The sequence below is a fragment of the Novosphingobium sp. GV079 genome (assembly GCF_003058045.1).
Classification (GTDB): domain Bacteria; phylum Pseudomonadota; class Alphaproteobacteria; order Sphingomonadales; family Sphingomonadaceae; genus Novosphingobium; species Novosphingobium capsulatum.
This window is the reverse complement of the sequence record NZ_QBUE01000003.1, coordinates 378240-400063: the sequence shown is the minus strand read 5'-3', so window position 1 is coordinate 400063 and position 21824 is coordinate 378240. Positions and strand designations below refer to the sequence as shown.

Below are 21824 nucleotides of genomic sequence, written 5' to 3'. Positions count from 1 at the left end.
GAGTTCCCTTGGCCGTTCTGCGCCTGTCCCGCTCGACCCGTTTTTCCCGCTCGTGGCTGGCATTTGGCGCCGGGGCTGCGGCGCTGGCCGTGGCCGGTGTCCTGGCCGGGCCGGCGATCATGGCCCAGATCGAGGGCGATCGCGGCATCGCGCCGATCGCCAGCACCGGCGATTTCGAGGTGAGCGGGATCGAGGTCAACGTATCGGGCAGCTCTGCCGCCGATGCCCGCGCCAAAGGCTGGCAGGAAGCGGAAAAGCTTGCCTGGCAAAAGCTTTGGAAAACCAACGGGCTGGGCGGTGGCACGGCACCCGCGCTCGATGCTGGCACGCTCGACGCGATGGTCGCGGCCGTGGTGGTGGAACAGGAACAGATCGGCCCGCACCGCTATATCGCGCGTCTGGGCGTGACATTCGACCGGGCCCGCACCGGCGGCTATCTCGGCATGCATGGCCAGATCGCGCGGTCGGCACCCCTGCTGATCGTTCCCGTGCTGTACGAAGGCGGCGTGGCCTCGGTCTATGAAACGCGCACGCCGTGGCAGCGCGCCTGGGCCGAATTCCACACCGGCGAAAGCGCGATCGATTACGTGCGCCCCAATGGCGGCGGCGCCGATTCGCTGCTGCTCACCGAGGGCCAGCTATCCCGGCGCAGCCGCAACTGGTGGCGCTTGGTGCTCGATGAATTTGGCGCAGCCGACGTGATCATGCCGATCGCGCGGCTCACCCGCGAATTTCCCGGCGGGCCGATCCACGGCACCTTCACCGCGCGCCACGGGCCTGACAACCGCTTCATCGGCCAGTTCGAACTGACCGCGCCCAGCGACGAACAGCTGCCGCTGATGCTGGCCGATGCGGTGCATCGCCTCGACGCGCTCTATACCGGCGCGCTGCAACAGGGGCAGCTTTCGCCTGATCCCTCGCTCAACATGGCGCCGCAGTTCGATGCCAAGCTGATCAACCAGATCCTCGATTCGCTCGGCCCGGTGCAGCAGACCGCGCCCGGTACGGTGGCACAGCCCGGCGCCCCGGCAGCGGTCGGCGCGGCCCCGGCAGCGCCTGCCGCCACGGTCACCGTGCAGGTCGCCACGGCCGATGCCGCCGCGCTCGATGCCGGCATGGCGGCGGTGCGCGGCGTGGCTGGCGTGCAGGGCGTGGCCACCAGCAGCGTGGCGATGGGCGGCACCTCTGTCCTGCGCGTCACGTATGCCGGCGATCTTGATGCGCTGGCGGCGGCCCTGCGCGCGCAAGGGTGGAAGGTAACCACCGGCGCTAACGCGCTATCGATTCGGAAATAGCCGTTTATCCCCACCTGCGGCACCGCGATCCACAGGGTAACCCCCAGATTCGCGCTTGTTTCGCGCGGCGGGGGGCGCTCTTGCCGTTCCCTTCCCGTTCCCGCCTCCCTATATGACCGCCATGACAAGCCAGATTGCCCTTCCGCTTTCGCCAGCTAACGGCGCCGAAAACATCGTGGTCGGCCCTTCGCTGCAGCCGGTGATCGATGGCCTGATGGCCGGCCATGACTGGCCCTATCGCAGTTGCATCCTGTCTGGCCCGGCGCGCTCGGGCAAAAGCCTGCTGGCGCGCTGGTTTGTGGCCTCGGACCTGGGCGATGCGCTCGATGGCGCCGATCGCCTGCCCGAGGACGAGGTGTTCCACGCCTGGAACCGCGCCCAGGCCAGCGGCCGCCCGCTGCTGTTGATCAACGATGCCGGGCCGGGCCAGTGGCGGGTGACGCTGCCCGATCTCGGCTCACGCCTGGGTGGATCGATGGCGCTGACGATTCCCCCGCCGGACGAGGAATTGCTGATCCAGCTGCTGGAAGAGCATGCCGCGCGGCGAGGGCTGGCGCTGGGCGATGCCGCGCTGGCGTTCCTGCTGCCGCGGATCGAGCGCAGCCACGCTGCCGCCGAGACGCTGGTGGAAACAATCGACCGGCTCAGCCTTGAGCGCAAGGCGCCCGTCACCATATCGCTGGTGCGCGATGCCCTGGCGCAGGTGCAGGGGGCGGATTGACCGATCCTGTCGGGATAAGGGATAAGAGGTGATGGTTTCAGGCCTGATTGCATACCTGGATTCCATCCGCGCCCGCGACCCGGCACCGCGCTCGCGGTGGGAAATCCTGCTCTATCCCGGCCTTTTGGCCGTGGGGCTGCACCGCGTGGCGCACTGGCTGTTCGAAGGGCGGATGTTCTTTGCCGCCCGGCTGGTCAATCACCTTTCGCGCTTCCTTACCGCGATCGACATCCACCCCGGCGCCACCATCGGCCGCCACCTGTTCATCGACCACGGCTTTACCGTGATCGGCGAAACCGCGCAGATCGGCGATGATGTCACGATCTACCAATGTGTCACGCTGGGTGGCACCAACCCGGCCAATGGCATTCCCGGCAAGCGCCATCCCACCCTGGCCGATGGCGTGATCGTCGGCTCGGGCGCGCAGATCCTGGGGCCGATCACCGTGGGCCCCGGCGCGCGCGTGGGCGCCAATGCCGTGGTCACCGAAGACGTGCCCGCCGGCGTTACCATGGTGGGCATCAAGTCGCGCCCCACCCACGTCTCGATGGAAACCTGGCTGCGCGATTTCGTGCCCTATGGCACGCCGTGCGATGAGCCTTGCGATGCGGCCGACGTCGCGCGCGTCGAAGCGCTGGAGGCAGAGGTCGCCGCGCTCAAGGCGCAGGTTGCCGAACTGCTCGCCGATCGCGCGGTGAAGCTCTGAGCGCGCCAGGCAAAGGACCGGGCGATCTGCCCGGCAATGTGGTGCCGCTGGTGCCCGTGGTCCCGCTGGCTGCGCGCCCGGTGCTGCAGGTGGCGTTCGATCGGCTCGAACTGCTGCGCATCCTCGATCTCTATGGCCGCATGGTGGCGGCCGGCCTGTGGCGCGACTATGCCATGGATTTCGGGCGGGAAGCGGCCAGTTTCTCGGTCTTTCGCCGCACGGCCGAGCGGCCCACGGCGCGGATCGAAAAGCGCCCCGCGCTGCGCGGCCGCCAGGGCATGTGGGCGCTGTATGGCGAGGCGGGCCAGGTGCTCAAGCGCGGGCACGAACTGGCCGGCGTGCTTTCGCCGCTCGAACGCCGCCTGCTCAAGGTGGTGGAAGATTAGCGGCATCGCGCGGCCAGTGCGCCTTGTTCTGGCCCTAGGTCCGCTGCTGTGGCTCCCGGCCTGCAGCGACGCCCCGGCCCACCGCGCCGCCAACCGCCACGAAACCCCGGTGATGCGCGTGCTCTATCGCGATGGGCATGACAGCATGCTGCTGACTTTTCCGCGCGATGGCCATGCCATGCCGGCAGACGAATGCCACGCCGCGCTGCTGATCGACGGGCAAAGCGGGGCCGCCCGGCAGATATCCCCGACCGAAGCAGCGGCCCGCACCCGCACCATGCAGCTTTCGGGGGCCACGCCGGGCGTTTGCCCGGCATAGCTGGATTCAGTTCGCGTCGGGTTGCGCGCCGATGGCCTCTGCCGCCAGGTCGCGGATCGGCACGCGCGCGCGCATGCGAACGGCCAGCAGCGCCGTGCCGCTGACCTTGCGCTGCACCAGCAGGGTTTGCACCGGCGGCACGTGCCAGGCGCTGCGGTCCTCGGCAATCGGGCGGCCGATGCGGCGCAGGTCTTCGACAAAGGCACGGTCGGAAAAATCGAGCGGCCCGGGGCGCGAGAGATGCGCCATCAGCACCGCGATCATCGCATCGATGCGTTCGCCATGCCGCTGCAGCAGGGTGGGGGAAACAAACCCCACCGCCAGGATCGCGTCGCGCAGCGCCTGAGGATCTTCGGCCAGGCCCGCTGCTAGCACGGCGCGATAGGCGGCTGCAGTTTCCGCCGGAACTGGACGCGCTGCCCCGAAATCGAGCAGCACCAGCTTGCCGGTTTCGGGCTGCCAGCGATAATTGGCAAAGTTCGGGTCGGTCTGCATGTAGCCGAACACGAACAGCTCGTGCAGCGTCAGGTTGAGCAGCGCGGTCAGCATTGCGTCGCGCTGTTCCTGCGGCGCCTGCGCCAGGGTATCGATCGCACGCCCCGCCACATAATCCATCGCCAGCACGCGGGTGGTGGTCAAGGCATCAACCGGGGAGGGCACCAGGAACTGCGGGTCACCAGCCAGCAGATCGCGATAGTGGCGCATCTGCGCGGCCTCGCGCACATAGTCGGCCTCTTCGTGCAGCTGGCGCTTGGCCTCTTCCAGCAGCGGCGCGATGTCGAGCGAGCTGGGCAAGAGGTTAGACAGGCGCAGCAGCGTGGCCACGTTGTCAACATCGGCATCGATGCTGGCGGCCACGCCGGGATATTGCACCTTGATCGCCAGTTCGCGTCCATCGGGCAGGCGTGCGCGGTGCACTTGCCCGATCGAGGCGGCGGCCAGCGGGCGCGGATCGAAATGGACAAAGCGGCGGCGCCAGTCTGCGCCCCATTCGGCGTTGAGCACCTGTTGCAGTTGCGCCGGTGGCATGTGGTGGGCAGAATCGCGCAGCCGCGCCAGGATCGCTGTCAATTCGGCCGGCAGCATGTCTCCGGCATCGAGCGACAGCATCTGGCCCAGCTTCATCGCCGCGCCACGCAGGCGCGAGAGTTGCTCGGTCACGCGCATGGCATTGGCCGGGGTCAGCACCAGATCGCTCAACTGCGGGCGCTCGCCGCGGGCCAGGCGGCGCGCGCCTTCTGCCACCACGCCGCCGGCCAGGCCGCCAGCCAGTTGGCCAAACGCGGCCAACCGTGAAAACCGCCCGCTTGGCACCTTGCGTCCTGCCGAATCGCTCACGCCGGTTCTTTCAGCAACAGAGGCAGCAAGGCGGGGATCTCCTGTTTCAGGACAAAGAAACCGCGCCGGCAGTGCGGCCATACGGTGTTGTCCCAGGTGCGCAGATGTTCGGCCAGGACCAGGCCCTCGCTTTCGACCAGCGCGCGGATGACGGGCAGGGCATCGGCCAGCGGGCCGACAGGGACGAAACCGGTCACGATCTGGCTGGTTCCAGCAGCGCGCGCGGCATCGGCCAGATCGGCCGGGCTCTCGATCCATTGCGCCGGTGCCTGCCAGTGCGCCGCCGCGCGCGCCAAGGCATCGTCCAGCGCGGCGGCATCGGCAGCGTCGCCGGCATGGCTGCGGCAGGCGACCACGCCGCGCACTGGCAGGCGCGATAGCGCCGGTTCCTGCTCAAGCCCCGCATCTTCGGGCGTGATCCACACCAGCGTCGCTTTGCCCGAATGGGGAGCAAGCGGCGCGCGCCAGGGTGCAGCGGCGGGCGGCGGCGCTTCGGCCGGGATCGTGGCGGTGCTGGCCAGGCCCTTGGGGGCAAATCGGCCGCCGGTCATCGCGGCAATGCGTTCGGCATCGGCCAGATAGGCCTTGCCGGCCGTGTGCAGGCCCGCCACCCAGCGCCACGACAATGTGTTGGATGCCGGATCGCCATCGCGCAACTGGTCGAGGAAATGCGCCGCGCCCAGTTCCCACGGCAGGCCCAGGGTAAAGATCCAGATCGAGGCGACCTGCATGCGCGCCCAGTTGTGCAGGTATCCGGTCTGCGCCAGTTCGCCCATCCAATGGTCGAACGCGTCGATGCCGGTATGGCCGGCCACGGCATCGCCATGGCGCTCAGCCAGATCGGTATCGCGGCGCAGCGCCTGCCGTGCCGCATCACGCCCGGCCAGATAGCGTGCCCAGATCGCCGGGCGCTGTTCCAGCCAGCCTTTCCAATAGGTGCGCCAGAACACCTCGCTGATGAAGCTGGCCGCCGCATCGGGGCCATGGGCCGCCACCACCGCGTCGACCACGTCCGCCTCGCTCAGCACGCGGCGGCGCAGCGCGGCCGACAAGCGCGAGACGGCGTCGTGATGGCCTGGTCCCTGATCGAAATTGCGCCGCCTGGCATAGTCCACCCCGGCATGCGGCACGAACTGCGCCAGGCGTTCGAGTGCTGCGGCGCGTGTGACGGGGAAGATGGGGGTATCGGCCATGTCCAGCCTATCGGCGCGATTGCCGATGTGGGCGAGCCGTCCCTTAGTTCAGTACATGCGGCCGGCGTGGTCAGGCAAAGACGGTGGCCTGCGCCAGGCTGGCCTGCGCGTGGTTCACCGTGCGCACCAGGCTGCGCAGCAAGATGCACGCCGCGAAACCCGCCACGGCCACCACCGGCACCAGCACGAAACGGCCAAACTCGGTGGCTTCGATCCCGGCGCGGTTGCTCAGGTTCATGCCGATCATCGCCACCAGCCAGGCGCCCCACCATTGCGGCAGCGTGGCGGTATCCTGCCCGGTGGCCTGGCCATCGTGCAGCACGCTTTCGCGCCAGATCTCGCGCATCACGTCATAGGGCTTGAACAGCCCGGCCACCGGCACGAACGTCCACAGCCAGGCCATGACGGGCCCGTGCTTCAGGTTGCGGCCAGCCGCGCGCAGGTTGGCATTGGCGCGCGACAGCCACATGCTGGAAAGGATGATGGCAAGCAGCGCGGCGATCACCCCCAGGATGGCGGCCGGGGCCATGACCGAGGGGAGGGTGCGCATGCCGTCGATGGTGCTGGTGCCAACCAGGGCAATGGCCATCATCACGCCGCTCACCGGCAGCAGCCAGGATAGCACCGCCGTCAGCCGGTTGAGCCGGAAAAGCCCTTGTTCCAGTGTCAATTTCGCCACGCGCATCCCCCGCCGTTTCCTTGGGGGATAAGCGGGGGCTGGCGCGGCGGCAAGCGCGATCAGGCGATCTTCTTGACCCAGCCGTGGCTATCGGCCGCTTCGCCGCGCTGGATCGAGACCAGGCGCTGGCGCAGCTTTTGCGTCAACTGGCCGGGGCCGCCCGAACCGATGGTGAATTCGCCGTTGTGATCGGCCACCTTGCCCACCGGGGTAACCACCGCTGCGGTGCCACAGGCAAAGGTTTCCACCAGCTTGCCCGATGCGGCATCGGCGCGCCACTGGTCGAGGCTATAGCGTTCCTCGCGCACGGTCAGGCCTTCCTCGCGCGCCAGGGCGATCAGGCTTTCGCGAGTGATGCCGGGCAGGATCGTGCCGCCCAGCGGCGGGGTGACGATCGAGCCATCGTCGAACGCGAAGAACAGGTTCATGCCGCCCAGTTCCTCGATCCACTTGTGCTCGGCCGCATCGAGGAACAGCACCTGGTCATGGCCGCGCGCAAAGGCTTCGGCGGTGGGCACCAGGCTGGCGGCATAGTTGCCACCGCACTTGGCTGCGCCCGTGCCGCCCGGCGCCGCGCGGGTATAGTCGCTCACCCAGATCGACACGGCGGGCGAGCCCGACTTGAAATAGTTGCCGGCGGGGCTGGCGATCACCATAAAGCGATAGGCCTTGGCCGGGCGCACGCCCAGGAATGCTTCGGACGCGAACATGAACGGGCGCAGGTAGAGCGAGCCGCCTTCGACCGTGGGGAACCAGTCCTGGTCGGTCAGCACCAGTTGCTCAACTGCGGCGATGAACAGGTCTTCGGGGATTTCGGCCATGGCCAGGCGGCGCGCCGAGGCATTGAAGCGCGCGGCGTTGGCTTCCGGGCGGAACAGGGCGATACCGCCATCGGCCAGGCGATAGGCCTTCAAGCCTTCAAAGATTTCCTGGGCATAGTGCAGCACAGCGGCCGCCGGATCGAGCGCGATCGGGCCATAGGGCAGGATCTGCGCGTTGTGCCAGCCTTCGCTTTCCGACCAGTCGATCGAGACCATGTGATCGGAAAACTTGGTGCCAAAGCCGGGATTGGCCAGTACCTGCGCGCGCACATCGGCCGCAGCGGGTGCGGGATGGGGAACGCGGGTAAAGCGCAACGCAGGCGCGGCGGTGGTCGCCATGGCACAATCATCCTTGAAGATAGGGAATCGGTGATTCGCCCGTTGAACGATTGTTGCGTTTAACGCAAGGAAAAAGAAATAAATGTGAAGGGCCGCCTCGGCAATCCGAAGCGGCCCTTCGCATGGTCAGCGGCCGGAAGTGCCGCTCACGAAGCCTTTATCGCTGTGCTGGAAATCAACGATAATGCCTCGCGCTGCGGAATGCCGACCTCTCTGCTGAACCATGAGACATCGGATCACCTCCTTTCGCGCTGTTGAGCCAAAGTCGCTGCCCGGGGCGTTCCGAACAGCTGGGCCGGGAGGGTTTCAGAGCCGCTCACCAACCTTGTGATCTATGTGCGCAATCAGAGGCCAAACAACAAGACTTGCATTCATTTATTTTGCCGTCAAAATCGTCGCTTCGCGCCTGCGTCGAGACGGCCAGGATAAGCGTCAAAGCCCCGGTTTTGCGGGGTTTCAGCGGCAATCCTCGATCACCCGGCCCACTTCTGCCCATGCGGGCAATACCAGGGCGGGCAGGCCGTTGACATCCACCATGAAGCGCCCCCGGCTGAACGCCATGGCATCGAGCAGGTTGTCGCGCGCGGGCAGGGTGATCGCCAGGGTCTGCGTATCGAGCGGCACCGCGCTCATCGCGCGCTGCTGGCTGGTGGTGGTGATCGTGGCGGGCACCGGCTGGCTGGCGGCGCCAGCGATGCGCAGGGTGACCTGGCCCTGGCGGCATTCCATGGCAAAGACCGCGCCCACGCCGGGCTGGCCGAACTGCGCCAGGCCATTGGCATAGCGCCAGGTGCCCGGCGTTTGCGGCAGATCGCGCCAATCGGCCGGCGCACTGGCCATGGGCGGCGGGGCATAGGACGGCGGCGGTGCCGGGGCAGGGCGCACCGGCGCAGGCGGAATCACCGCTTGCGAGGCGCAGCCGGCGGCCAGCAGCGCCAGCGTGGCGGCGCCAAGCCCGGCCCAAGGGGAATTTCGCGGCGGAGAATTGCGCCCTTGCCGGGCGGCGCGGTTGATCTTCATGCCCGGCTTATGGAAGGAAGCGGGCGTGACCACAACCCGAACGCCCTCGCCCGATCCGGCACCGCGTGCCAAACCTGCGTCCAAGCAGCGCATCGACCAGTTGCTGGTCGAACGCGGCCTGGCGGAAAGCCGCGCCCGCGCCCAGGCCCTGATCCTGGCTGGCCTGGTCTATGTCGGCCAGGCCAAGGTGGCCAAGGCCGGGCAGGCCGTGCCCGCCGATGCCCAGATCGAGGTGCGCGGCCGCGATCATCCCTGGGTGTCGCGCGGCGGAATCAAGCTGGCCCACGCGATCGACCATTTCGGCCTTGATCCCGCCGGGGTCATCGCGATGGACATCGGCAGTTCCACCGGCGGCTTTACCGATGTGCTCCTGCAAAAGGGCGCGGCGCATGTCTTTGCGGTGGATTCAGGCACCAACCAGCTGGCCTGGAAGCTGCGCCAGGACCCGCGTGTCACCGTTCTGGAGCAAACCAGCGCGCGTATCCTGACACCCGCGCATATCGACCGGCCCGCCACCTGGGTGGTGTGCGATGCCAGCTTCATTGCTCTCGCCAAGGTGCTGGAAGTGCCACTGGCGCTGGCGGCGCGGCCCACCCGGCTGGTTGCGCTGATCAAGCCGCAATTCGAAGTGGGCCGGGCCGAAGTGGGCAAGGGCGGGGTGGTGCGCGATCCCGCGCTGCATGCCCGCGTCTGTGCCGAGGTGCGCGATTGGCTGGAAAGCGGCGGATGGACCGTGGAGGGCATCGTCGAAAGCCCGATAACCGGGCCAGAGGGCAACGTAGAATTCCTTATAAATGCGTTTCGGAATGAGATTCCCTCGCCAATTGCCTAGAGCGACGACACTTGCCATACCGTTCACGGGGCCGGGCACCTTCCGGAACCATTTGCTTGAGGCAGACGTAAAACCACACCATGCGTTACCTTGCTTCACCCGCGCAGCTTCGCGCCAGCCTCGTGCGCTGGTCGCTGTTCACCATTCCCCTGGTGCTGGGGCTGGGTTTCCTGTCCGGCCGCTCGGCTGGCAGCGGGCCTGACAACCCGTGGTTTGCCGGGCTGGTCAAGCCGGCGATCTTTCCTCCGCCGGTAACCTTTGGCATCGTGTGGAGCCTGCTGTACCTCGCCATGGGGCTGGCCTTGGCCATGGTCCTGTCCGCGCGCGGCGCACCGGGGCGCCCAGTGGCGGTGGTGGCCTTCATCGTGCAATTGCTGCTCAACCTGTCGTGGAGCCCGGTGTTCTTTGCGCTGCATCGCATGGTCGTGGCCCAGGGGATCATCCTGGCGCTGATCCCGCTGGTGGCGCTCACGCTCTATCTGTTCTGGCGCGTGCGGCCTGCGGCGGGGTGGCTTTTGGCGCCCTATCTTGCCTGGGTATGCTTTGCTGCGTTTCTCAATTTCCAGTTCATCCAGGCCAATCCTGGTGCCGATGGGGCAATGGCGCCAGCACCGGCCGCCGTGCACATCGATTTCCAGCAGGGATAACTGCATTGGGCGCTTGCGGTTCGTCGGCGCCCACACCATGTAGACGGCAAGACGTTCAACCCCAGGATGGGCCGCCATGCAGACCGAAAACCCGATGATCGCCGATTTCGTCAAGGTGCTGAACAGCGCCGCCGGTACGCTGGCCGGGCTGGGCCGCGAAGCGGGCGAAACCGCCCGGGAAAAGGCGCGCGAGGTTTTCGGCGGCTTTGACTATGTCACCCGCGAGGAATTTGCCGCGGTCAAGGAAATGGCCGCAACCGCCCGTGAAGAGGCAGAAGCGCTCAAGGCCCGCATCGCCGCGCTCGAAGCGCGCCTTGCCGGCAACTCCGGCAGCGCCGACCAGGCCTGACCGCGCAAGGCAGTGGCGCGCCCAGTGTGCCACTGCCACGCCAGCCCGGTAAGGGCTGGATCAGGACGTGAGGGTGCGTGCCAGCGTCGCGTCGCAGTCCAGGCGCCAGGCCAGGCCATCGGGCGCGTAATCCAGCGTCACCTCTGCCTTGAGGCTGCGCGACGGGATATGCCGGATCAACGTGGTGCCAAACCCTGAATTTTCCGGCGGTGTCACCCGTGGCCCGCCGCGTTCGCGCCATTCCACCACGAACCGGTCGGCGCGATCCTCCCAATAGAGCCACACCTGCCCACCGGGCTGTGACAGCGCGCCATATTTGAGCGCGTTCGTCGCCAACTCGTGCAGCGCCATGCCGATGATCTCGGCCGTGCGCGGCGAGAGCAGCATGTCTGGCCCACAGACCTTGACCAGCGCGCGGCTGTCGCGATCGAGGATCGCCAGTTGCGCGTCGACCAGCTCGGCCATGGGAATGTGCTGCCAGCCGCGCTTCACCAGCAAGTCCTGATTGGCCGACAGGCTCGACAGGCGGTTTTCAAAGCGGCGCAGGAATTCAGGATCACCCCCGCCCGAGCGGCGCGCCAGCGCCTGGACCACCGCCAGCATGTTCTTCGACCGGTGGTTCACTTCCATGAGGAGAAGGCGGATCTGCTCTTCCTTCTCCAGCATTTCGGTCACGTCGGTGTTGGTGCCGAACCAGTTGACGATACGGCCGGTCTCGTCGCGAATGGGCTTGGCCCGCGAAAGGAACCAGCGATAGCTGCCATCGCGCCCGCGCAAGGGATAGGTATCCTCCCATTCGCGGCCGGCAGCGATATCGCCGTAGAATTTCGAGACGACGCGTTCCAGATGATCGGGATGGTGCACCGAAAGCCGGCGCTGCCCCACGCACTGGTCCTCGCTCAGCCCGGTGTAATCGTACCACCGCTTGTTGAACCACAGCAGGGTGCCGTGCGGATCGGTGACCCAGGTCAACTGCGAGATGTTGTCGGCCAGCATCTGCAGACGGTGTTCGCGCTCGGCCAGGGCAGTAAGCGCAGCGTGGCGCCGGGTCACGTCGCGGGCGATCTTGCTGGCGCCCACCACCGTGCCATCGGCGGCCAGGATCGGCGACACGGTTAGCGAGACGTGGAACTGGCTGCCATCCTTGCGCTGGCGGATCGTCTCGAAGCTCTGCACCTGTTCGCCCCGCGCGATGCGGGCGATGATGTCGTCTTCTTCGGCCTGGCGATCGGCCGGGATCACGCGGCGTATCGACTGGCCCACCATCTCTGCTTCGCTAAACCCGAAGATGCGGGTGGCCGCCGGGTTCCACGTGAGAACGGTGCCATCCAGCGCCTTGCTGATGATGGCATCGTTCGATGATTGCACGATGGCAGAAAGGTGGGCTTCCGCCAGCACGTTTTCGCTCCGGTCCAAAGCCCCGTTGGCGGGCACCTTAGGCGGCAACGTCAGCATGTCAAACGGCCGATGGGACAGGGAAAAAAGGGTTGATCACAGCCCCACCGCCCTGAGCGCCTGGTCGAGATCCTCGATCAGGTCATCCGGGTCTTCCAGGCCGACGTTGAGGCGCAGCATGCCTTCGCCCACGCCCATGTCGGCGCGGCCTTCGGGGCCCACGCCGTGGTGGGTGGTGGTGGCGGGGTGGCACATCAGCGAGCGCGAATCCCCGATGTTGTTGGAGATATCGATCAGCTTGAGCGCGTCGAGCAGGCCATGGGCCTGGCTGCGGCCGCCATCCAGCACGATCGAGAAGATCGTGCCGCCCGCGCTCATCTGGCGCATCGCCAGGTCATGCTGGGGATGGCTCTTGAGGCCGGGGTAAAGGATCGTCGGCACGCGCGCTTCGACGAATACGGCCACTTTCTGGGCGTTCTGGCTCTGCCGCTGGATGCGCAGGTCCAGCGTCTCCAGGCCCTTGAGCACGACCCAGGCGTTGAACGGGGCGCAGTTGGGCCCGGTGTTGCGCTGGAACGGCAGCAGCACGTTGTCGATGAAATCCTGGCTGCCGCACACCGCGCCGGCCAGCACGCGGCCTTGGCCGTCCATCATCTTGGTGGCGGAATAGGCGACCACGTCGGCGCCGAATTCCATCGGGCGCTGCAGGGCATAGGTCGCAAAGGCATTGTCCACCACCGTGGTGATGCCATGGGCCTTGGCCAAGGTGCAGACATATTCCATGTCGACGATGCCCATGGTCGGATTGGCCGGGCTTTCAAAGAAGAACACCTTGGTGTTGGGCCGGATCGCCGCTTCCCACGCGGCATTGTCGGTCGCGTCGATCAGGGTGCCTTCCACGCCAAAGCGCGGCAGCAGGCTTTCCACCAGCCAGCGGCACGAACCGAACGCAGCCTTGGCCGCCACGATATGGTCGCCGGCGGAAAGCTGGCAGAGCAGGGCCGTGGTCATCGCGGCCATGCCGCTGGCCTGGGTGCGGCAGGCTTGCGCCCCTTCCATCAGGGCAATGCGCTCTTCCAGCATGGCCACGGTGGGATTCTGCAGGCGGGAATAGGTCATGCCCGGTTGTTCACCGGCAAAGCGCGCGGCCACCGTGGCCGCATCGTCATAGGCATAGCCCGAGGTCAGGAACAGCGCCTCGGACGTTTCGCCCATTTCCGAACGCCAGGTGCCACCGCGCACGGCCTTGGTGGCCGGGCGCCAGGATTGGGTGATCGAGCGGTCTTGTCCGGTGGTGCGTTTCATGGCCCGCAGCCTTAGTTTGGCCGGCCCGACCATGCAAGGCGTTGCAAGAGCAGGGGCCATTGCACCGGCGGGGCCATTTGGCGTATCGCGCCCGGTCAATGACCCAGCCCATTCCGCTGCCCCCGCGCGCATCCGAACCCGATCCGATCCGCGCCGTGCTGGCGATCGTGGCCTGTTTTGCCGTCCTGGTGTTCTGGCGCCTGGGCACGCCATCCAAGATCATGTTCGATGAAGTGCATTACCTGCCGGCAGCCCGCCATCTCATCGCCCTGTCCAGCCGGCTCAATCCCGAACACCCCCTGCTGGGCAAGGAACTGATCGCGCTGGGCATGATGACCTGGGGTGACAACCCCTTTGGCTGGCGGTTCTTCAACGCGCTCTACGGCGTGATCGGGCTGTATGCCGCGATTCGCGCGTTCTGGTGGGCCAGCCTCTCGGCGCGCGGCACCGTGCTGTTCGCGCTGTTCATGGCCACCAACTTCATCTGGTTCGTGCTGGCGCGCATTGCCATTCTCGACATGGCCATGGCCGCCTCGCTGGCGCTGGCGTTCTGGCAGTGGGCGCTGGCGGCGCGGCGCGGCGCGCGCGTGCACCTGGTCTTGGCCGGCCTGTTCATGGGCCTGTCGATGGGCGGCAAGTGGACTGGCGTGCCGCTGATGGTCTTTCCCGGCCTGTGGTATGCCTGGGCCCGCTGGCAGGCCAGCGCCGGCGTGACCGGCCTGCGGCGGGGCCTGGCCTGGCTGATCGGGCGCCAGGGCGGGCCGGTGCCGGGCGTGTGCCTGGCAGAAGCGGCGCTATGGCTGGGGATCTGGCCGGTGCTGGTCTATTTCGCCACCTTCATCCCGGCGATGTTCTACCAGATCAACCCACTCAGCCCGTGGCACCTGATCGAATGGCAGCAGACCATGCTGAAACTGCAGGACAGCGTGGTGAAGCCGCACCGCTATATGAGCCATTGGTACCAGTGGATGTTCAACGCGCGGCCGATCTGGTTCTTCTATGAAAAGTGGGACGGCGCGCAGCGCGGTGTGCTGATGATCGGCAATCCCTACAGCATGTGGGCGGGCCTGCCCGCGCTGCTGTGGTGCGCGGCCGATGGGGTGCAGGCGCTGCTGCGGCGCGGCCTGGCCCTGCCGGGGCGGTGGTGGCCCACCGGGCGCGACCGGCTCTCCGCGCTCTCGGGCATGGCGGCGCTGCTTTATGTCGGCGCGCTGTTCTTCTGGGCGATCAATGGCAAGCCGGTGCAGTTCTATTACCACTACCAGCTCGCCGCGGTGTTCCTCGATGCCGCTCTCGCCCTGGTGCTGGCGCAGTTGTGGCGGCGCGGATTGCGCTGGCCGACCTGGGCCAGCGTGGCGCTGACGCTGGTCGGCTTCGTCTATTTCTTCCCGATCCTGGCCGCCCTGCCACTGCCCGGCGTCAAGTCGTTCCGGCTGTTCACCTGGCTGCCGGTGTGGAAGTCATGATGGGCGTTGTGTCCTGACGGCACGGGGCTTCGATGCCAGGCGCCGCGCGGCGATGAGCGCGGCCGCCACAATCGCCCCCACGCAGGCGCAGGCCATGTCCTTTTGCGAGTCCCACAGATCGCCCTGCTGCCCGTTATAGGCGTCGGCGTCCTGGCCAGCGAGGAACACGGTGAGCAGCCATTCGAAAATCTCGTAAAGGCAGCTTCCGGCCATCACAAACTCCACCGCGACATAGAGCGACAGGCGCGGCCCAACGCCGCCTTGCCGCATCAGCGCCTGGCGAATGGGGTGGACCATCAGCAGGCCGAACGAAAAGTGCACCAGCCGATCATAGGAATTGCGCGGCAGGCCGAGCAGGTGGTTGGGGCTAGGCAGGCCCAGACCCTGCGCCCAGTGTTCATAGGGCACGTAGGAATAGATGTATTTGCCGCCCAGTGCATGCAGCGCGAGAAAGCCGCAAAGGCACGCCAGGGCCGATGTCGGCTGCGGGCGTCGCCACGCCCACATGAAAACGCCGCCCAGAATGGCCAGTGTCGGGCCATTCTGCAGCGGCGCATAATAGGGATAGGGTGAAGTCAGCAGGCAATAGATGGTCCAGATGCCCGTTGCCGCCACGATCGCAATCTGCAAGCGGGGCAGCACACGGGCACCGGTTTCATCAGCCATACTTGCCCCAGACGAACTTGTTCGACAGCGCGAAGTTCCACACCGATGCCAGCACGATGCCGACCAGCGCGGCCGAGATCGGGTGGAAGCCCACGCGCACAAGGGCGGTGGATACGCCGATATTGGCGAGCATGCCGAACGCGCAGGTCGCGGCAAACTTGAGCCAGCCGCGCGCCAGCGGGAAGAAGCCGCGCAGGCGCTTGTCGGCATAGGTGAGTTCGTTGTTGAGCACGAAATTGAAGGTCATCGCCGTGATCGCCGCCAGGGTCTGGCCAACGATGAACGCGGTTTCCTTGGGATAGTGGCTCAGCGCCAATTCCCGGCCGAACAGGTGTAGCACCACATAGAGCACGGCCAGGTGGACTAGCGCACCCAGCGCCCCCACCGTGCCGAACAAGGCAAAGCGGGTGGGAATGATGCGGCCAAGCCACTTGTCGTAAAGGCCGATGAGAAATTCAAACACTACGGTCCGATCCAGTTTCGATTCGCCTTCGGCCCGTGCGGCGAAGTTCAGCGGAAATTCCTTTACCCGCAACGGCGCGTCAACCGTGGCGAGAATGTCGAGCAGGATCTTGAAGCCCACGCCCGACAGGCGATGCGCATCGGCGCGCAGGGTGGCGGCCGGCAGCATGAAGAACCCGCTCATCGGGTCAGACAACTGCACGCCCGTCACCTTGCGGGCGATGGCATTGGCCAAGCCGGATGCCTTGACCCGGTCGGGCCGGCCCCAGGCTTCGGTGCTGGCGCCTTCGGCAAAGCGCGAGGCATAGGCCACATCGCATTCGCCGCTGGTGATCGCTGCCAGCATCTGCGGCAGCAGCGCCGGATCGTGCTGATGGTCGCTGTCCATCACCGCGACGATGGGGGCGGCGCTGGCGCACATCCCCTCGATCGCGGCAGAGGCCAGGCCCCGGCGCCCGATCCGTTCGATCACCCGGATGCGCGGATCGGTGCGGCCGATGGCCCGCGCCACATTGGCGGTGCCATCGGGGCTGTTATCATCAACGAAGATCGCTTCCCAGGCGATGCCGGCAAGCGCCTTGTCGAGCCGTTCGACCATCGAGGCAATGTTCTTGCTCTCGTTGTAGGTCGGGAGAATGACTGCCAGTTGCAACATGGGGCGCGCGCTTACAGCTTTGCGAGCACCGCGTCACCAATTTCCGCAGTCCCGGCCGTTCCGCCCAGGTCTCCGCCCAGCACGCCATCGGCCAGCACGGCTGCCACGGCCGCCTCGATCCGGTCTGCTGCCTGGGCCAAGCCCAGCGAATGGCGCAGCAGCATGGCGGCCGACAGGATCGTCGCCATCGGGTTGGCCAGCCCCTTGCCGGCGATATCGGGTGCCGAACCGTGGATCGGCTCGTAGAGGCCGAACGTACCGTGCGCGGTCTGACGCTCGCCCAGCGAGGCCGAGGCGAGCAGGCCGATCGACCCCACGCACATGCTCGCCTGGTCAGACAGGATATCGCCAAAGAGGTTGCCGGTAACGACCACGTCGAACTTGCCGGGCGCGCGCACCAGCTGCATCGCCGCGTTGTCGACATACATGTGTTCGAGTTCGACCTGCGGATAGTCCTTGGCCACATCCACGATCACGTCGCGCCACAGCTGCGAGGTTTCCAGCACGTTGGCCTTGTCCACCGAACACAGGCGCTTGCCCCGGCCCATGGCCGCGCGGAACGCGACGTGGGCGATGCGGCGCACTTCGCTTTCGCTGTACGACATGATGTCATAGCCTTCGCGCTCGCCCTTGGCGTTCTGGCGAAAACCCTTTTCGCCAAAATAGACGTCGCCGTTCAATTCCCGCACGATCAGCAGGTCGATCGCGCCGGCCACTTCCGGGCGTAGCGCCGAATGGCTTTCCAGGCCGGCAAAGACCTTGGCCGGGCGCAGGTTGGCAAACAGGGTCAGTTCCTTGCGCAGGCCCAGGATCGCCTGTTCGGGGCGCAGGTGGCGTTCCAGCGCGTCGCAATCGGGATCGCCCACCGCGCCAAACAGGATGGCGTCGGACGCGCGCGCCAGGTCGAGCGTTTCGGCCGGCAGCGGGTGGCCCTTGGCCTTGTAGGCGCAGCCGCCCACCAGCGCTTCGTCCATCGCGATGCCAAGGTCGAGCGCCTCGATCACGCGGACCGCTTCACGCGTCACTTCGGGGCCGATGCCGTCACCGGGCAAAACCGCAATTTTCATGGTATAGGCCTTTTCAATCCGATCCGATGCGCTTCAGCCTGTCGAGCAGAATCGCGCGGGCCGCCATAACATCGCGCCGCCGTTCGGCAAGCAGTTGGCTTGCGATCGCCGGCCCCTGGGCATCGAGCAGGGCGAGCAGGCCGGGCCAATCGCCCGTGGCGGCGCGCGCCGGGGCCAGGCCATGGCCCGCCTCGCGCAGCAGCAGCGCTTCATAGCCGGCCAGCGCCCGCGCCCAACCGCGCGCCGACGGCGCCAGGCAGATGGCATCGAGCAGCGCGGCCAATGCGCCGTGGATCGCGGGCAGGGGCAGGCCTTCGGGCAGGGCGGCGGCGGTCAGCGCGCAGGCCCAGGCGATGCCGGCGCTGGCCAGCGGTTCGCCCAGCCAGGGGCCACGGCTGGTGACCAGTTCCACCCGCGCGGTGGGCAGGCGGCTTTCGCTGCGCCGCACCAGGTCTGCCGCCACCAGGTTGCCCGGGATCAGCACGGGCCGCAGCGTGCGGCCCCGCGCGCCGGCAACATAGGCTGCGACCAGGCCCGTCTCGCTGCCCAGCAGGCGCACCACCGCGCCGGTTTCGCCATGCGCCAGCACCGCGCAGACGATCTGCGGCACTGGCCCGGCATCGGGAAGCGAAGGCGGCGTTGCGTCATCCATCACCTGCCTGCCTGTGCCGCGTGGCGTCGCCCAGGGCAAGCGTCCTGCCGGGAAAGTCCATTTCGGGCATTGGAACAAAGGCGCAAGTGCGTTAGGTTGCCAAGGATGAAGCAGCTATTCCAGCATGCCGCGATCACGCAGGGAATGACCGTCCGGGTGGCGGTCAATTTTCTGCCGGAGCAATCGCGCGTGGCGGCCGGCAAGTGGTTCTGGGTCTATCACATCCGCATCGAGAACGATTCGGCCGAGCCGGCCCAGTTGATCACCCGGCATTGGCGCATCACCGATGGGCGCGGCCATGTCAGCTTTGTCGATGGCGAAGGCGTGGTGGGCGAACAGCCCCGCCTGCTGCCGGGCCAGGCGCATGACTATGTCTCGGGCTGCCCGCTCGGCACGCCCACCGGCAGCATGGAGGGGCACTATACCATGCGCCGTGACGATGGCAGCGTGTTCGACGTGGCCATTCCGTTCTTTCCGCTGGCCGCCCCGGCCACGGCCAACTGACCGCCAAGCGAAGGGCGATACCACCAATGAAGCGGACCCATCTCCCGCTCAACGGGCTGCGCGTGCTCGACGCGGCCGCACGCCACTTGTCGTTCACCCGCGCGGCCGACGAGTTGGCGGTGACGCCCGCCGCCGTGGGCCAGCAGATCCGCGCGCTGGAAGACCTGCTCGGCGTCGTGCTGTTTCGCCGCACATCCAAGGGGCTGGAACTGACCGACGAGGCTGCGGCCGGCCTCGATGCCATCCGCGAGGGCTTCCTGCGCTTTGAAGAAGGCGTGCAGGCGATGCAGGCGGGGCAATCCAGCCACGTCTATACCATTGCCTGCCCGCGTGATTTCTTTGCCGCCTGGTTCAGCCAGCGGCTGGCCGCGTTTCGTGCCGAAAACCCGGCATTGCGCTTTTCGCTGGTCGGCGGCGATGGCGATATCGATTTTACCGAGGCCAATCTCGATCTGGCCGTGCGCTGGGCCGAAGGGCCGGGCGAACTCGAAGGCATTCCGCTCGGCGCGCCGCAAACCGTGATCGTCGCCGCGCCCGGCTTTGCCGAGGTGAGCGGCGAAAACGGCGATGGCGCCTGGATCGGCTGGCCCGGTGATCCGGTGCCAGCGGGTGAGGGGCGCGAAGTGGCGTTTTCCGTGGGCGACGCCGGCACTGCGATCAGCGCCGCTGCGGCGGGCCTGGGCAAGGCGCGCGTGCCGCTGCTCCTGGCCGAATATGCCCTCTCGACCGGCCGCGTCGTCGCCCTGGGCGAGGTGGAGAACAGCCGGCGTGGCTATTGGCTGGTCGCTCCCTTGCCGCAGTGGCGCCAAAAAAAGGTCAAGGCCCTGGTTGCGGCCCTGGCGGAGACCTGAATCCGCGCGATCCCGGCGTGACAGCGTTGGCAGACAACCTGCTGTAACAAACCGTGGAAACGCCGACGCATACCACCTGTTAACCGCCTGGGTCCTATGCCCGCGAGATGGAACCCCTTAGTGGAAACCCTCAGGCGGAACAGGTTGGGATGGTCGCTGCCATCGCGGCCGAATCCTTGCCGCTGCGTCCGCGCCTGCGCGCCCGCAGCCGGGTGATAGGGGCCCTGCTGGGCGCGATCATGGATGGGGCCCACCGGCGCGCTTACCGCGGCGAGGCGATGGTCGCGGCCTATACGCACAATCTCTCCCGCCGCCTGCCGCTGCTGTCGTTGCTGGCGTTGCTGGCGGTCGGGCTGGTGATCATGCGGGTGGCCGGCACCGTGCCGTGGCCGGTGCTGGTGCCGGGCGTTGTCATGATGGTGTTCGTGGCAGAGCGCGGCTGGCACTGGCTGCCTGTGCAAGTGGAGCGCCGGCCCCTGGCGCTGCGGCGCAAGGATCTCGATGCGCTGCCAACCAGCGTGGGCCTTTCGGTGCTGTTTGCGGTGCTGTGGGCCCTCTATCTCTATTGTGTCGGCGGCGAGGCGCAGCGCGCATTGCTCTGCGTCTTGCTCTCGGTAATTTCCGTGGCAGGGGTGCTCGGGCTGGCGCATGCTCCAGCGGCGGCGCTGCGGCTGGTCTTTGCCTCCACCGTGCCGGCTTGCACCGTCTATCTCGTGGTGGATGGCACGCACCTGTGGCCGGTGGTCCTGCTGCTGGTCATGGCCAATCTCACCGTGCTGGCCATGACATTTGGCTTCCATGCCGATTTCGTGCGGCTGGAACTGTCACGCCAGCAATTGGCGCGGCGCGAACGCCTGGCGGCGCGGCTGGCGGAAAGGAATTTCGAACAGGCCTCGCGCGATGCCTTGACCGGGGCGCTCAATCGCCGGGCAATCCTGGCGCGGTTGGATCAGGATGTGGGCCGGCATGAATTGGCGGCCCCGTGGCTGGCCCTGCTCGATCTCGACGGGTTCAAGCACGTCAACGACACCTATGGCCATGCCGCCGGTGACGATGTGCTGCGCGCGGTGGCCACGCGCATCGGTGCGATTTCCGGCGTCCTCGCGCATGGGCGCTTGGGCGGCGATGAATTCGCGATCCTGTTTGATGGCCGGCTCGATGCCACCGGCGTTACCGCTGCCGCGCAAGACCTGGCGCAGTCGGTGCGCGCGCCGGTGCTTCACAACGGAGTCAGCCTGCGCCTGCACGCTTCCACCGGCCTTCATCGCGTGCGCGGGCCTAGCGTGGGCGCCTGCCTGGAACGCGCCGACGCCGCGCTCTACAAGGCCAAGAAGCGGGGCGAGGGTGCCATCGTGCTGTTCGGCCCGGACGACGAAACCGCCCTGCAGCAGCGCAGCGCGATGACTCGCCAGTTCAACGATTGCCTGTTGGATGATCGGCTGCGCCTGCTCTACCAGCCCTATTATGATGTCGACAGCCTGGCGGTCGTCGGGTTCGAGGCCTTTGCCCGCTGGTCGCCCGATGGGCAGACCTGGCTGGCACCGGGCGAGTTCATCGATCTGGCCGCGGCGACCGGCCGCACCGGCGAACTGACCCAGGCGGTGATGGGCCGGACGCTGGCGGAATGCGATGCCTGGCGCCAGGGGCTGACGGTGGCGATCAACCTGACCCCGCGCGATGTGACGCGCGAGGGCGCGGTCGACTCCCTTGCCCGGCTGGTGCGCGATGCCGGCGCCGACCCGGCGCGCTTCATGCTGGAAGTGACCGAAGCGGCGCTGATCGCCGATCCGCGCCGCGCCCACGCCCAGCTCGAGGCATTCCGGGCGGCGGGTTTCCGCCTCGCGCTCGATGATTTCGGGGCGGGCTGGTCAAGCCTGTCGCAATTGCGCGATCTGCCGCTCGACATGGTCAAGATCGATCGCGGGCTGGCCGCCGCGCTGTCCAGCGATCCGGGCGCGCGGGCGATCGTGGGCACGATCGTCTCGTTTGCCTGGCAACTGGGCATCGAGTGCATGATCGAAGGCGTGGAGGATGAAGCGCAGGTCGCTACGGCCCGTGCGCTCGGCATCCGCCTGATGCAGGGCTATCACTTCGCCCGGCCCGAACGCGCCGGCGTGGCGCTGGCTGCCATCGGCCGTGCCGTGGCCTGACAGGCG

General features: G+C 67.2%; 23 protein-coding genes. 12 read left to right on the top strand and 11 right to left on the bottom strand.

Features of this window, described 5'->3' with window-relative positions; all coding sequences use genetic code 11:
• Positions 1-8: 8 nt before the first annotated feature.
• The 5 genes from C8K14_RS05710 (at position 9) to C8K14_RS05690 (ending at position 3427) form a co-directional block, all read left to right on the top strand.
• Entirely contained in the window at positions 9-1295 is a 1287-nt protein-coding gene (locus tag C8K14_RS05710; protein WP_233250920.1) for a heavy-metal-associated domain-containing protein, read from the top strand.
• 112 nt (positions 1296-1407) lie between these two features.
• Positions 1408-2016: a hypothetical protein gene (locus tag C8K14_RS05705; RefSeq protein WP_022676136.1), complete on the top strand. Its 609-nt coding sequence runs from the start codon at positions 1408-1410 to the stop codon at positions 2014-2016.
• Between the two features lie 31 nt (positions 2017-2047).
• Positions 2048-2722 carry a serine O-acetyltransferase EpsC gene (epsC, locus tag C8K14_RS05700; RefSeq protein ID WP_022676137.1) on the top strand — a complete coding sequence of 225 codons (675 nt, stop codon included), beginning with the start codon at positions 2048-2050 and terminating at the stop codon, positions 2720-2722.
• Positions 2723-2763: 41 nt separating this feature from the next.
• Positions 2764-3108 (top strand): DUF2794 domain-containing protein, encoded by a 345-nt coding sequence (locus C8K14_RS05695; RefSeq protein WP_233250919.1) that lies wholly within the window; start codon positions 2764-2766, stop codon positions 3106-3108.
• Between the two features lie 16 nt (positions 3109-3124).
• Entirely contained in the window at positions 3125-3427 is a 303-nt protein-coding gene (locus C8K14_RS05690) for a hypothetical protein (protein ID WP_107715971.1), read from the top strand.
• A gap of 6 nt (positions 3428-3433) precedes the next feature.
• On the opposite strand, the gene C8K14_RS05685 is transcribed toward C8K14_RS05690, so the two are convergent.
• The 5 genes from C8K14_RS05685 to C8K14_RS05665 form a co-directional block, all read right to left on the bottom strand.
• The gene (locus C8K14_RS05685; RefSeq protein ID WP_233250918.1) at positions 3434-4765 is read right to left on the bottom strand and encodes an AarF/ABC1/UbiB kinase family protein; all 1332 of its coding nucleotides are present in this window, start codon (positions 4763-4765) and stop codon (positions 3434-3436) included.
• Positions 4762-5958: an FAD-binding domain-containing protein gene (locus C8K14_RS05680; RefSeq protein WP_107716027.1), complete on the bottom strand. Its 1197-nt coding sequence runs from the start codon at positions 5956-5958 to the stop codon at positions 4762-4764. Before C8K14_RS05680 ends, C8K14_RS05685 begins: the two co-directional genes overlap by 4 nt.
• Positions 5959-6028: 70 nt before the next feature.
• The gene (locus C8K14_RS05675; RefSeq protein WP_107715969.1) at positions 6029-6643 is read right to left on the bottom strand and encodes a DUF4328 domain-containing protein; all 615 of its coding nucleotides are present in this window, start codon (positions 6641-6643) and stop codon (positions 6029-6031) included.
• Positions 6644-6696: 53 nt separating this feature from the next.
• On the bottom strand, positions 6697-7797 hold the full coding sequence (locus tag C8K14_RS05670) for a branched-chain amino acid aminotransferase (RefSeq protein WP_022676762.1): 1101 nt from the start codon (positions 7795-7797) through the stop codon (positions 6697-6699).
• A 456-nt stretch (positions 7798-8253) separates the two neighbouring features.
• A complete protein-coding gene (locus C8K14_RS05665) occupies positions 8254-8817 on the bottom strand; it encodes a hypothetical protein (RefSeq protein ID WP_107715968.1) in 564 nt (187 codons plus the stop codon).
• A 25-nt stretch (positions 8818-8842) separates the two neighbouring features.
• Between C8K14_RS05665 and C8K14_RS05660 the strand changes: the two genes are divergently transcribed.
• The 3 genes from C8K14_RS05660 to C8K14_RS05650 all read left to right on the top strand — a co-directional run bounded on the left by C8K14_RS05660 (position 8843) and on the right by C8K14_RS05650 (position 10645).
• A complete protein-coding gene (locus C8K14_RS05660; RefSeq protein WP_062786403.1) occupies positions 8843-9649 on the top strand; it encodes a TlyA family RNA methyltransferase in 807 nt (268 codons plus the stop codon).
• Positions 9650-9729: 80 nt separating this feature from the next.
• Positions 9730-10296 carry a TspO/MBR family protein gene (locus C8K14_RS05655; protein ID WP_107715967.1) on the top strand — a complete coding sequence of 189 codons (567 nt, stop codon included), beginning with the start codon at positions 9730-9732 and terminating at the stop codon, positions 10294-10296.
• 76 nt (positions 10297-10372) lie between these two features.
• Entirely contained in the window at positions 10373-10645 is a 273-nt protein-coding gene (locus tag C8K14_RS05650; protein WP_054130696.1) for an accessory factor UbiK family protein, read from the top strand.
• A gap of 60 nt (positions 10646-10705) precedes the next feature.
• On the opposite strand, the gene C8K14_RS05645 is transcribed toward C8K14_RS05650, so the two are convergent.
• Positions 10706-12100, bottom strand: coding sequence for a PAS domain S-box protein (locus tag C8K14_RS05645; RefSeq protein ID WP_211185630.1), 1395 nt, complete (start codon positions 12098-12100; stop codon positions 10706-10708).
• Between the two features lie 36 nt (positions 12101-12136).
• The gene (locus C8K14_RS05640) at positions 12137-13345 is read right to left on the bottom strand and encodes a PLP-dependent aspartate aminotransferase family protein (protein ID WP_107715966.1); all 1209 of its coding nucleotides are present in this window, start codon (positions 13343-13345) and stop codon (positions 12137-12139) included.
• 98 nt (positions 13346-13443) lie between these two features.
• Here C8K14_RS05640 and C8K14_RS05635 point away from each other — a divergent pair, with 98 nt between their 5' ends.
• Positions 13444-14811: a phospholipid carrier-dependent glycosyltransferase gene (locus tag C8K14_RS05635; protein WP_107715965.1), complete on the top strand. Its 1368-nt coding sequence runs from the start codon at positions 13444-13446 to the stop codon at positions 14809-14811.
• Here C8K14_RS05635 and C8K14_RS05630 read toward each other — a convergent pair.
• From C8K14_RS05630 to C8K14_RS05615, 4 genes are read right to left on the bottom strand one after another with little or no spacing between them, the layout of a single operon-like run.
• Positions 14806-15477 (bottom strand): DUF2238 domain-containing protein, encoded by a 672-nt coding sequence (locus C8K14_RS05630; RefSeq protein WP_054130693.1) that lies wholly within the window; start codon positions 15475-15477, stop codon positions 14806-14808. The genes C8K14_RS05635 and C8K14_RS05630 overlap by 6 nt on opposite strands.
• Positions 15470-16594, bottom strand: a complete 1125-nt coding sequence (locus C8K14_RS05625) for a glycosyltransferase family 2 protein (RefSeq protein ID WP_022676770.1) — start codon at positions 16592-16594, stop codon at positions 15470-15472. Before C8K14_RS05625 ends, C8K14_RS05630 begins: the two co-directional genes overlap by 8 nt.
• An 11-nt stretch (positions 16595-16605) precedes the next feature.
• The gene (gene leuB, locus C8K14_RS05620; protein ID WP_022676771.1) at positions 16606-17661 is read right to left on the bottom strand and encodes a 3-isopropylmalate dehydrogenase; all 1056 of its coding nucleotides are present in this window, start codon (positions 17659-17661) and stop codon (positions 16606-16608) included.
• 13 nt (positions 17662-17674) lie between these two features.
• Positions 17675-18313: a DNA repair protein RecO gene (locus C8K14_RS05615; RefSeq protein ID WP_107716025.1), complete on the bottom strand. Its 639-nt coding sequence runs from the start codon at positions 18311-18313 to the stop codon at positions 17675-17677.
• Between the two features lie 105 nt (positions 18314-18418).
• Between C8K14_RS05615 and apaG the strand changes: the two genes are divergently transcribed.
• The 3 genes from apaG (at position 18419) to C8K14_RS05600 (ending at position 21818) form a co-directional block, all read left to right on the top strand.
• On the top strand, positions 18419-18817 hold the full coding sequence (gene apaG, locus C8K14_RS05610) for a Co2+/Mg2+ efflux protein ApaG (protein ID WP_022676260.1): 399 nt from the start codon (positions 18419-18421) through the stop codon (positions 18815-18817).
• Between the two features lie 26 nt (positions 18818-18843).
• Positions 18844-19668 carry a LysR family transcriptional regulator gene (locus tag C8K14_RS05605; RefSeq protein WP_107715964.1) on the top strand — a complete coding sequence of 275 codons (825 nt, stop codon included), beginning with the start codon at positions 18844-18846 and terminating at the stop codon, positions 19666-19668.
• Between the two features lie 149 nt (positions 19669-19817).
• A complete protein-coding gene (locus tag C8K14_RS05600; RefSeq protein ID WP_022676258.1) occupies positions 19818-21818 on the top strand; it encodes a bifunctional diguanylate cyclase/phosphodiesterase in 2001 nt (666 codons plus the stop codon).
• Positions 21819-21824 lie beyond the last annotated feature (6 nt).

Excerpts from the sequence above, each read along its gene's own strand:
- C8K14_RS05625 (WP_022676770.1), bottom strand. The coding sequence starts at position 16,594 with ATGTTGCAACTGGCAGTCATTCTCCCGACCTACAACGAGAGCAAGAAC.
- C8K14_RS05605 (WP_107715964.1), top strand. The coding sequence starts at position 18,844 with ATGAAGCGGACCCATCTCCCGCTCAACGGGCTGCGCGTGCTCGACGCG.
- C8K14_RS05655 (WP_107715967.1), top strand. The coding sequence starts at position 9,730 with ATGCGTTACCTTGCTTCACCCGCGCAGCTTCGCGCCAGCCTCGTGCGC.
- leuB (WP_022676771.1), bottom strand. The coding sequence starts at position 17,661 with ATGAAAATTGCGGTTTTGCCCGGTGACGGCATCGGCCCCGAAGTGACG.
- C8K14_RS05675 (WP_107715969.1), bottom strand. The coding sequence starts at position 6,643 with ATGCGCGTGGCGAAATTGACACTGGAACAAGGGCTTTTCCGGCTCAAC.
- C8K14_RS05680 (WP_107716027.1), bottom strand. The coding sequence starts at position 5,958 with ATGGCCGATACCCCCATCTTCCCCGTCACACGCGCCGCAGCACTCGAA.
- apaG (WP_022676260.1), top strand. The coding sequence starts at position 18,419 with ATGAAGCAGCTATTCCAGCATGCCGCGATCACGCAGGGAATGACCGTC.
- C8K14_RS05630 (WP_054130693.1), bottom strand. The coding sequence starts at position 15,477 with ATGGCTGATGAAACCGGTGCCCGTGTGCTGCCCCGCTTGCAGATTGCG.
- C8K14_RS05665 (WP_107715968.1), bottom strand. The coding sequence starts at position 8,817 with ATGAAGATCAACCGCGCCGCCCGGCAAGGGCGCAATTCTCCGCCGCGA.
- C8K14_RS05650 (WP_054130696.1), top strand. The coding sequence starts at position 10,373 with ATGCAGACCGAAAACCCGATGATCGCCGATTTCGTCAAGGTGCTGAAC.
- C8K14_RS05645 (WP_211185630.1), bottom strand. The coding sequence starts at position 12,100 with ATGCTGACGTTGCCGCCTAAGGTGCCCGCCAACGGGGCTTTGGACCGG.
- C8K14_RS05615 (WP_107716025.1), bottom strand. The coding sequence starts at position 18,313 with ATGGATGACGCAACGCCGCCTTCGCTTCCCGATGCCGGGCCAGTGCCG.
- C8K14_RS05640 (WP_107715966.1), bottom strand. The coding sequence starts at position 13,345 with ATGAAACGCACCACCGGACAAGACCGCTCGATCACCCAATCCTGGCGC.
- epsC (WP_022676137.1), top strand. The coding sequence starts at position 2,048 with ATGGTTTCAGGCCTGATTGCATACCTGGATTCCATCCGCGCCCGCGAC.
- C8K14_RS05600 (WP_022676258.1), top strand. The coding sequence starts at position 19,818 with ATGGTCGCTGCCATCGCGGCCGAATCCTTGCCGCTGCGTCCGCGCCTG.
- C8K14_RS05635 (WP_107715965.1), top strand. The coding sequence starts at position 13,444 with ATGACCCAGCCCATTCCGCTGCCCCCGCGCGCATCCGAACCCGATCCG.
- C8K14_RS05670 (WP_022676762.1), bottom strand. The coding sequence starts at position 7,797 with ATGGCGACCACCGCCGCGCCTGCGTTGCGCTTTACCCGCGTTCCCCAT.
- C8K14_RS05705 (WP_022676136.1), top strand. The coding sequence starts at position 1,408 with ATGACCGCCATGACAAGCCAGATTGCCCTTCCGCTTTCGCCAGCTAAC.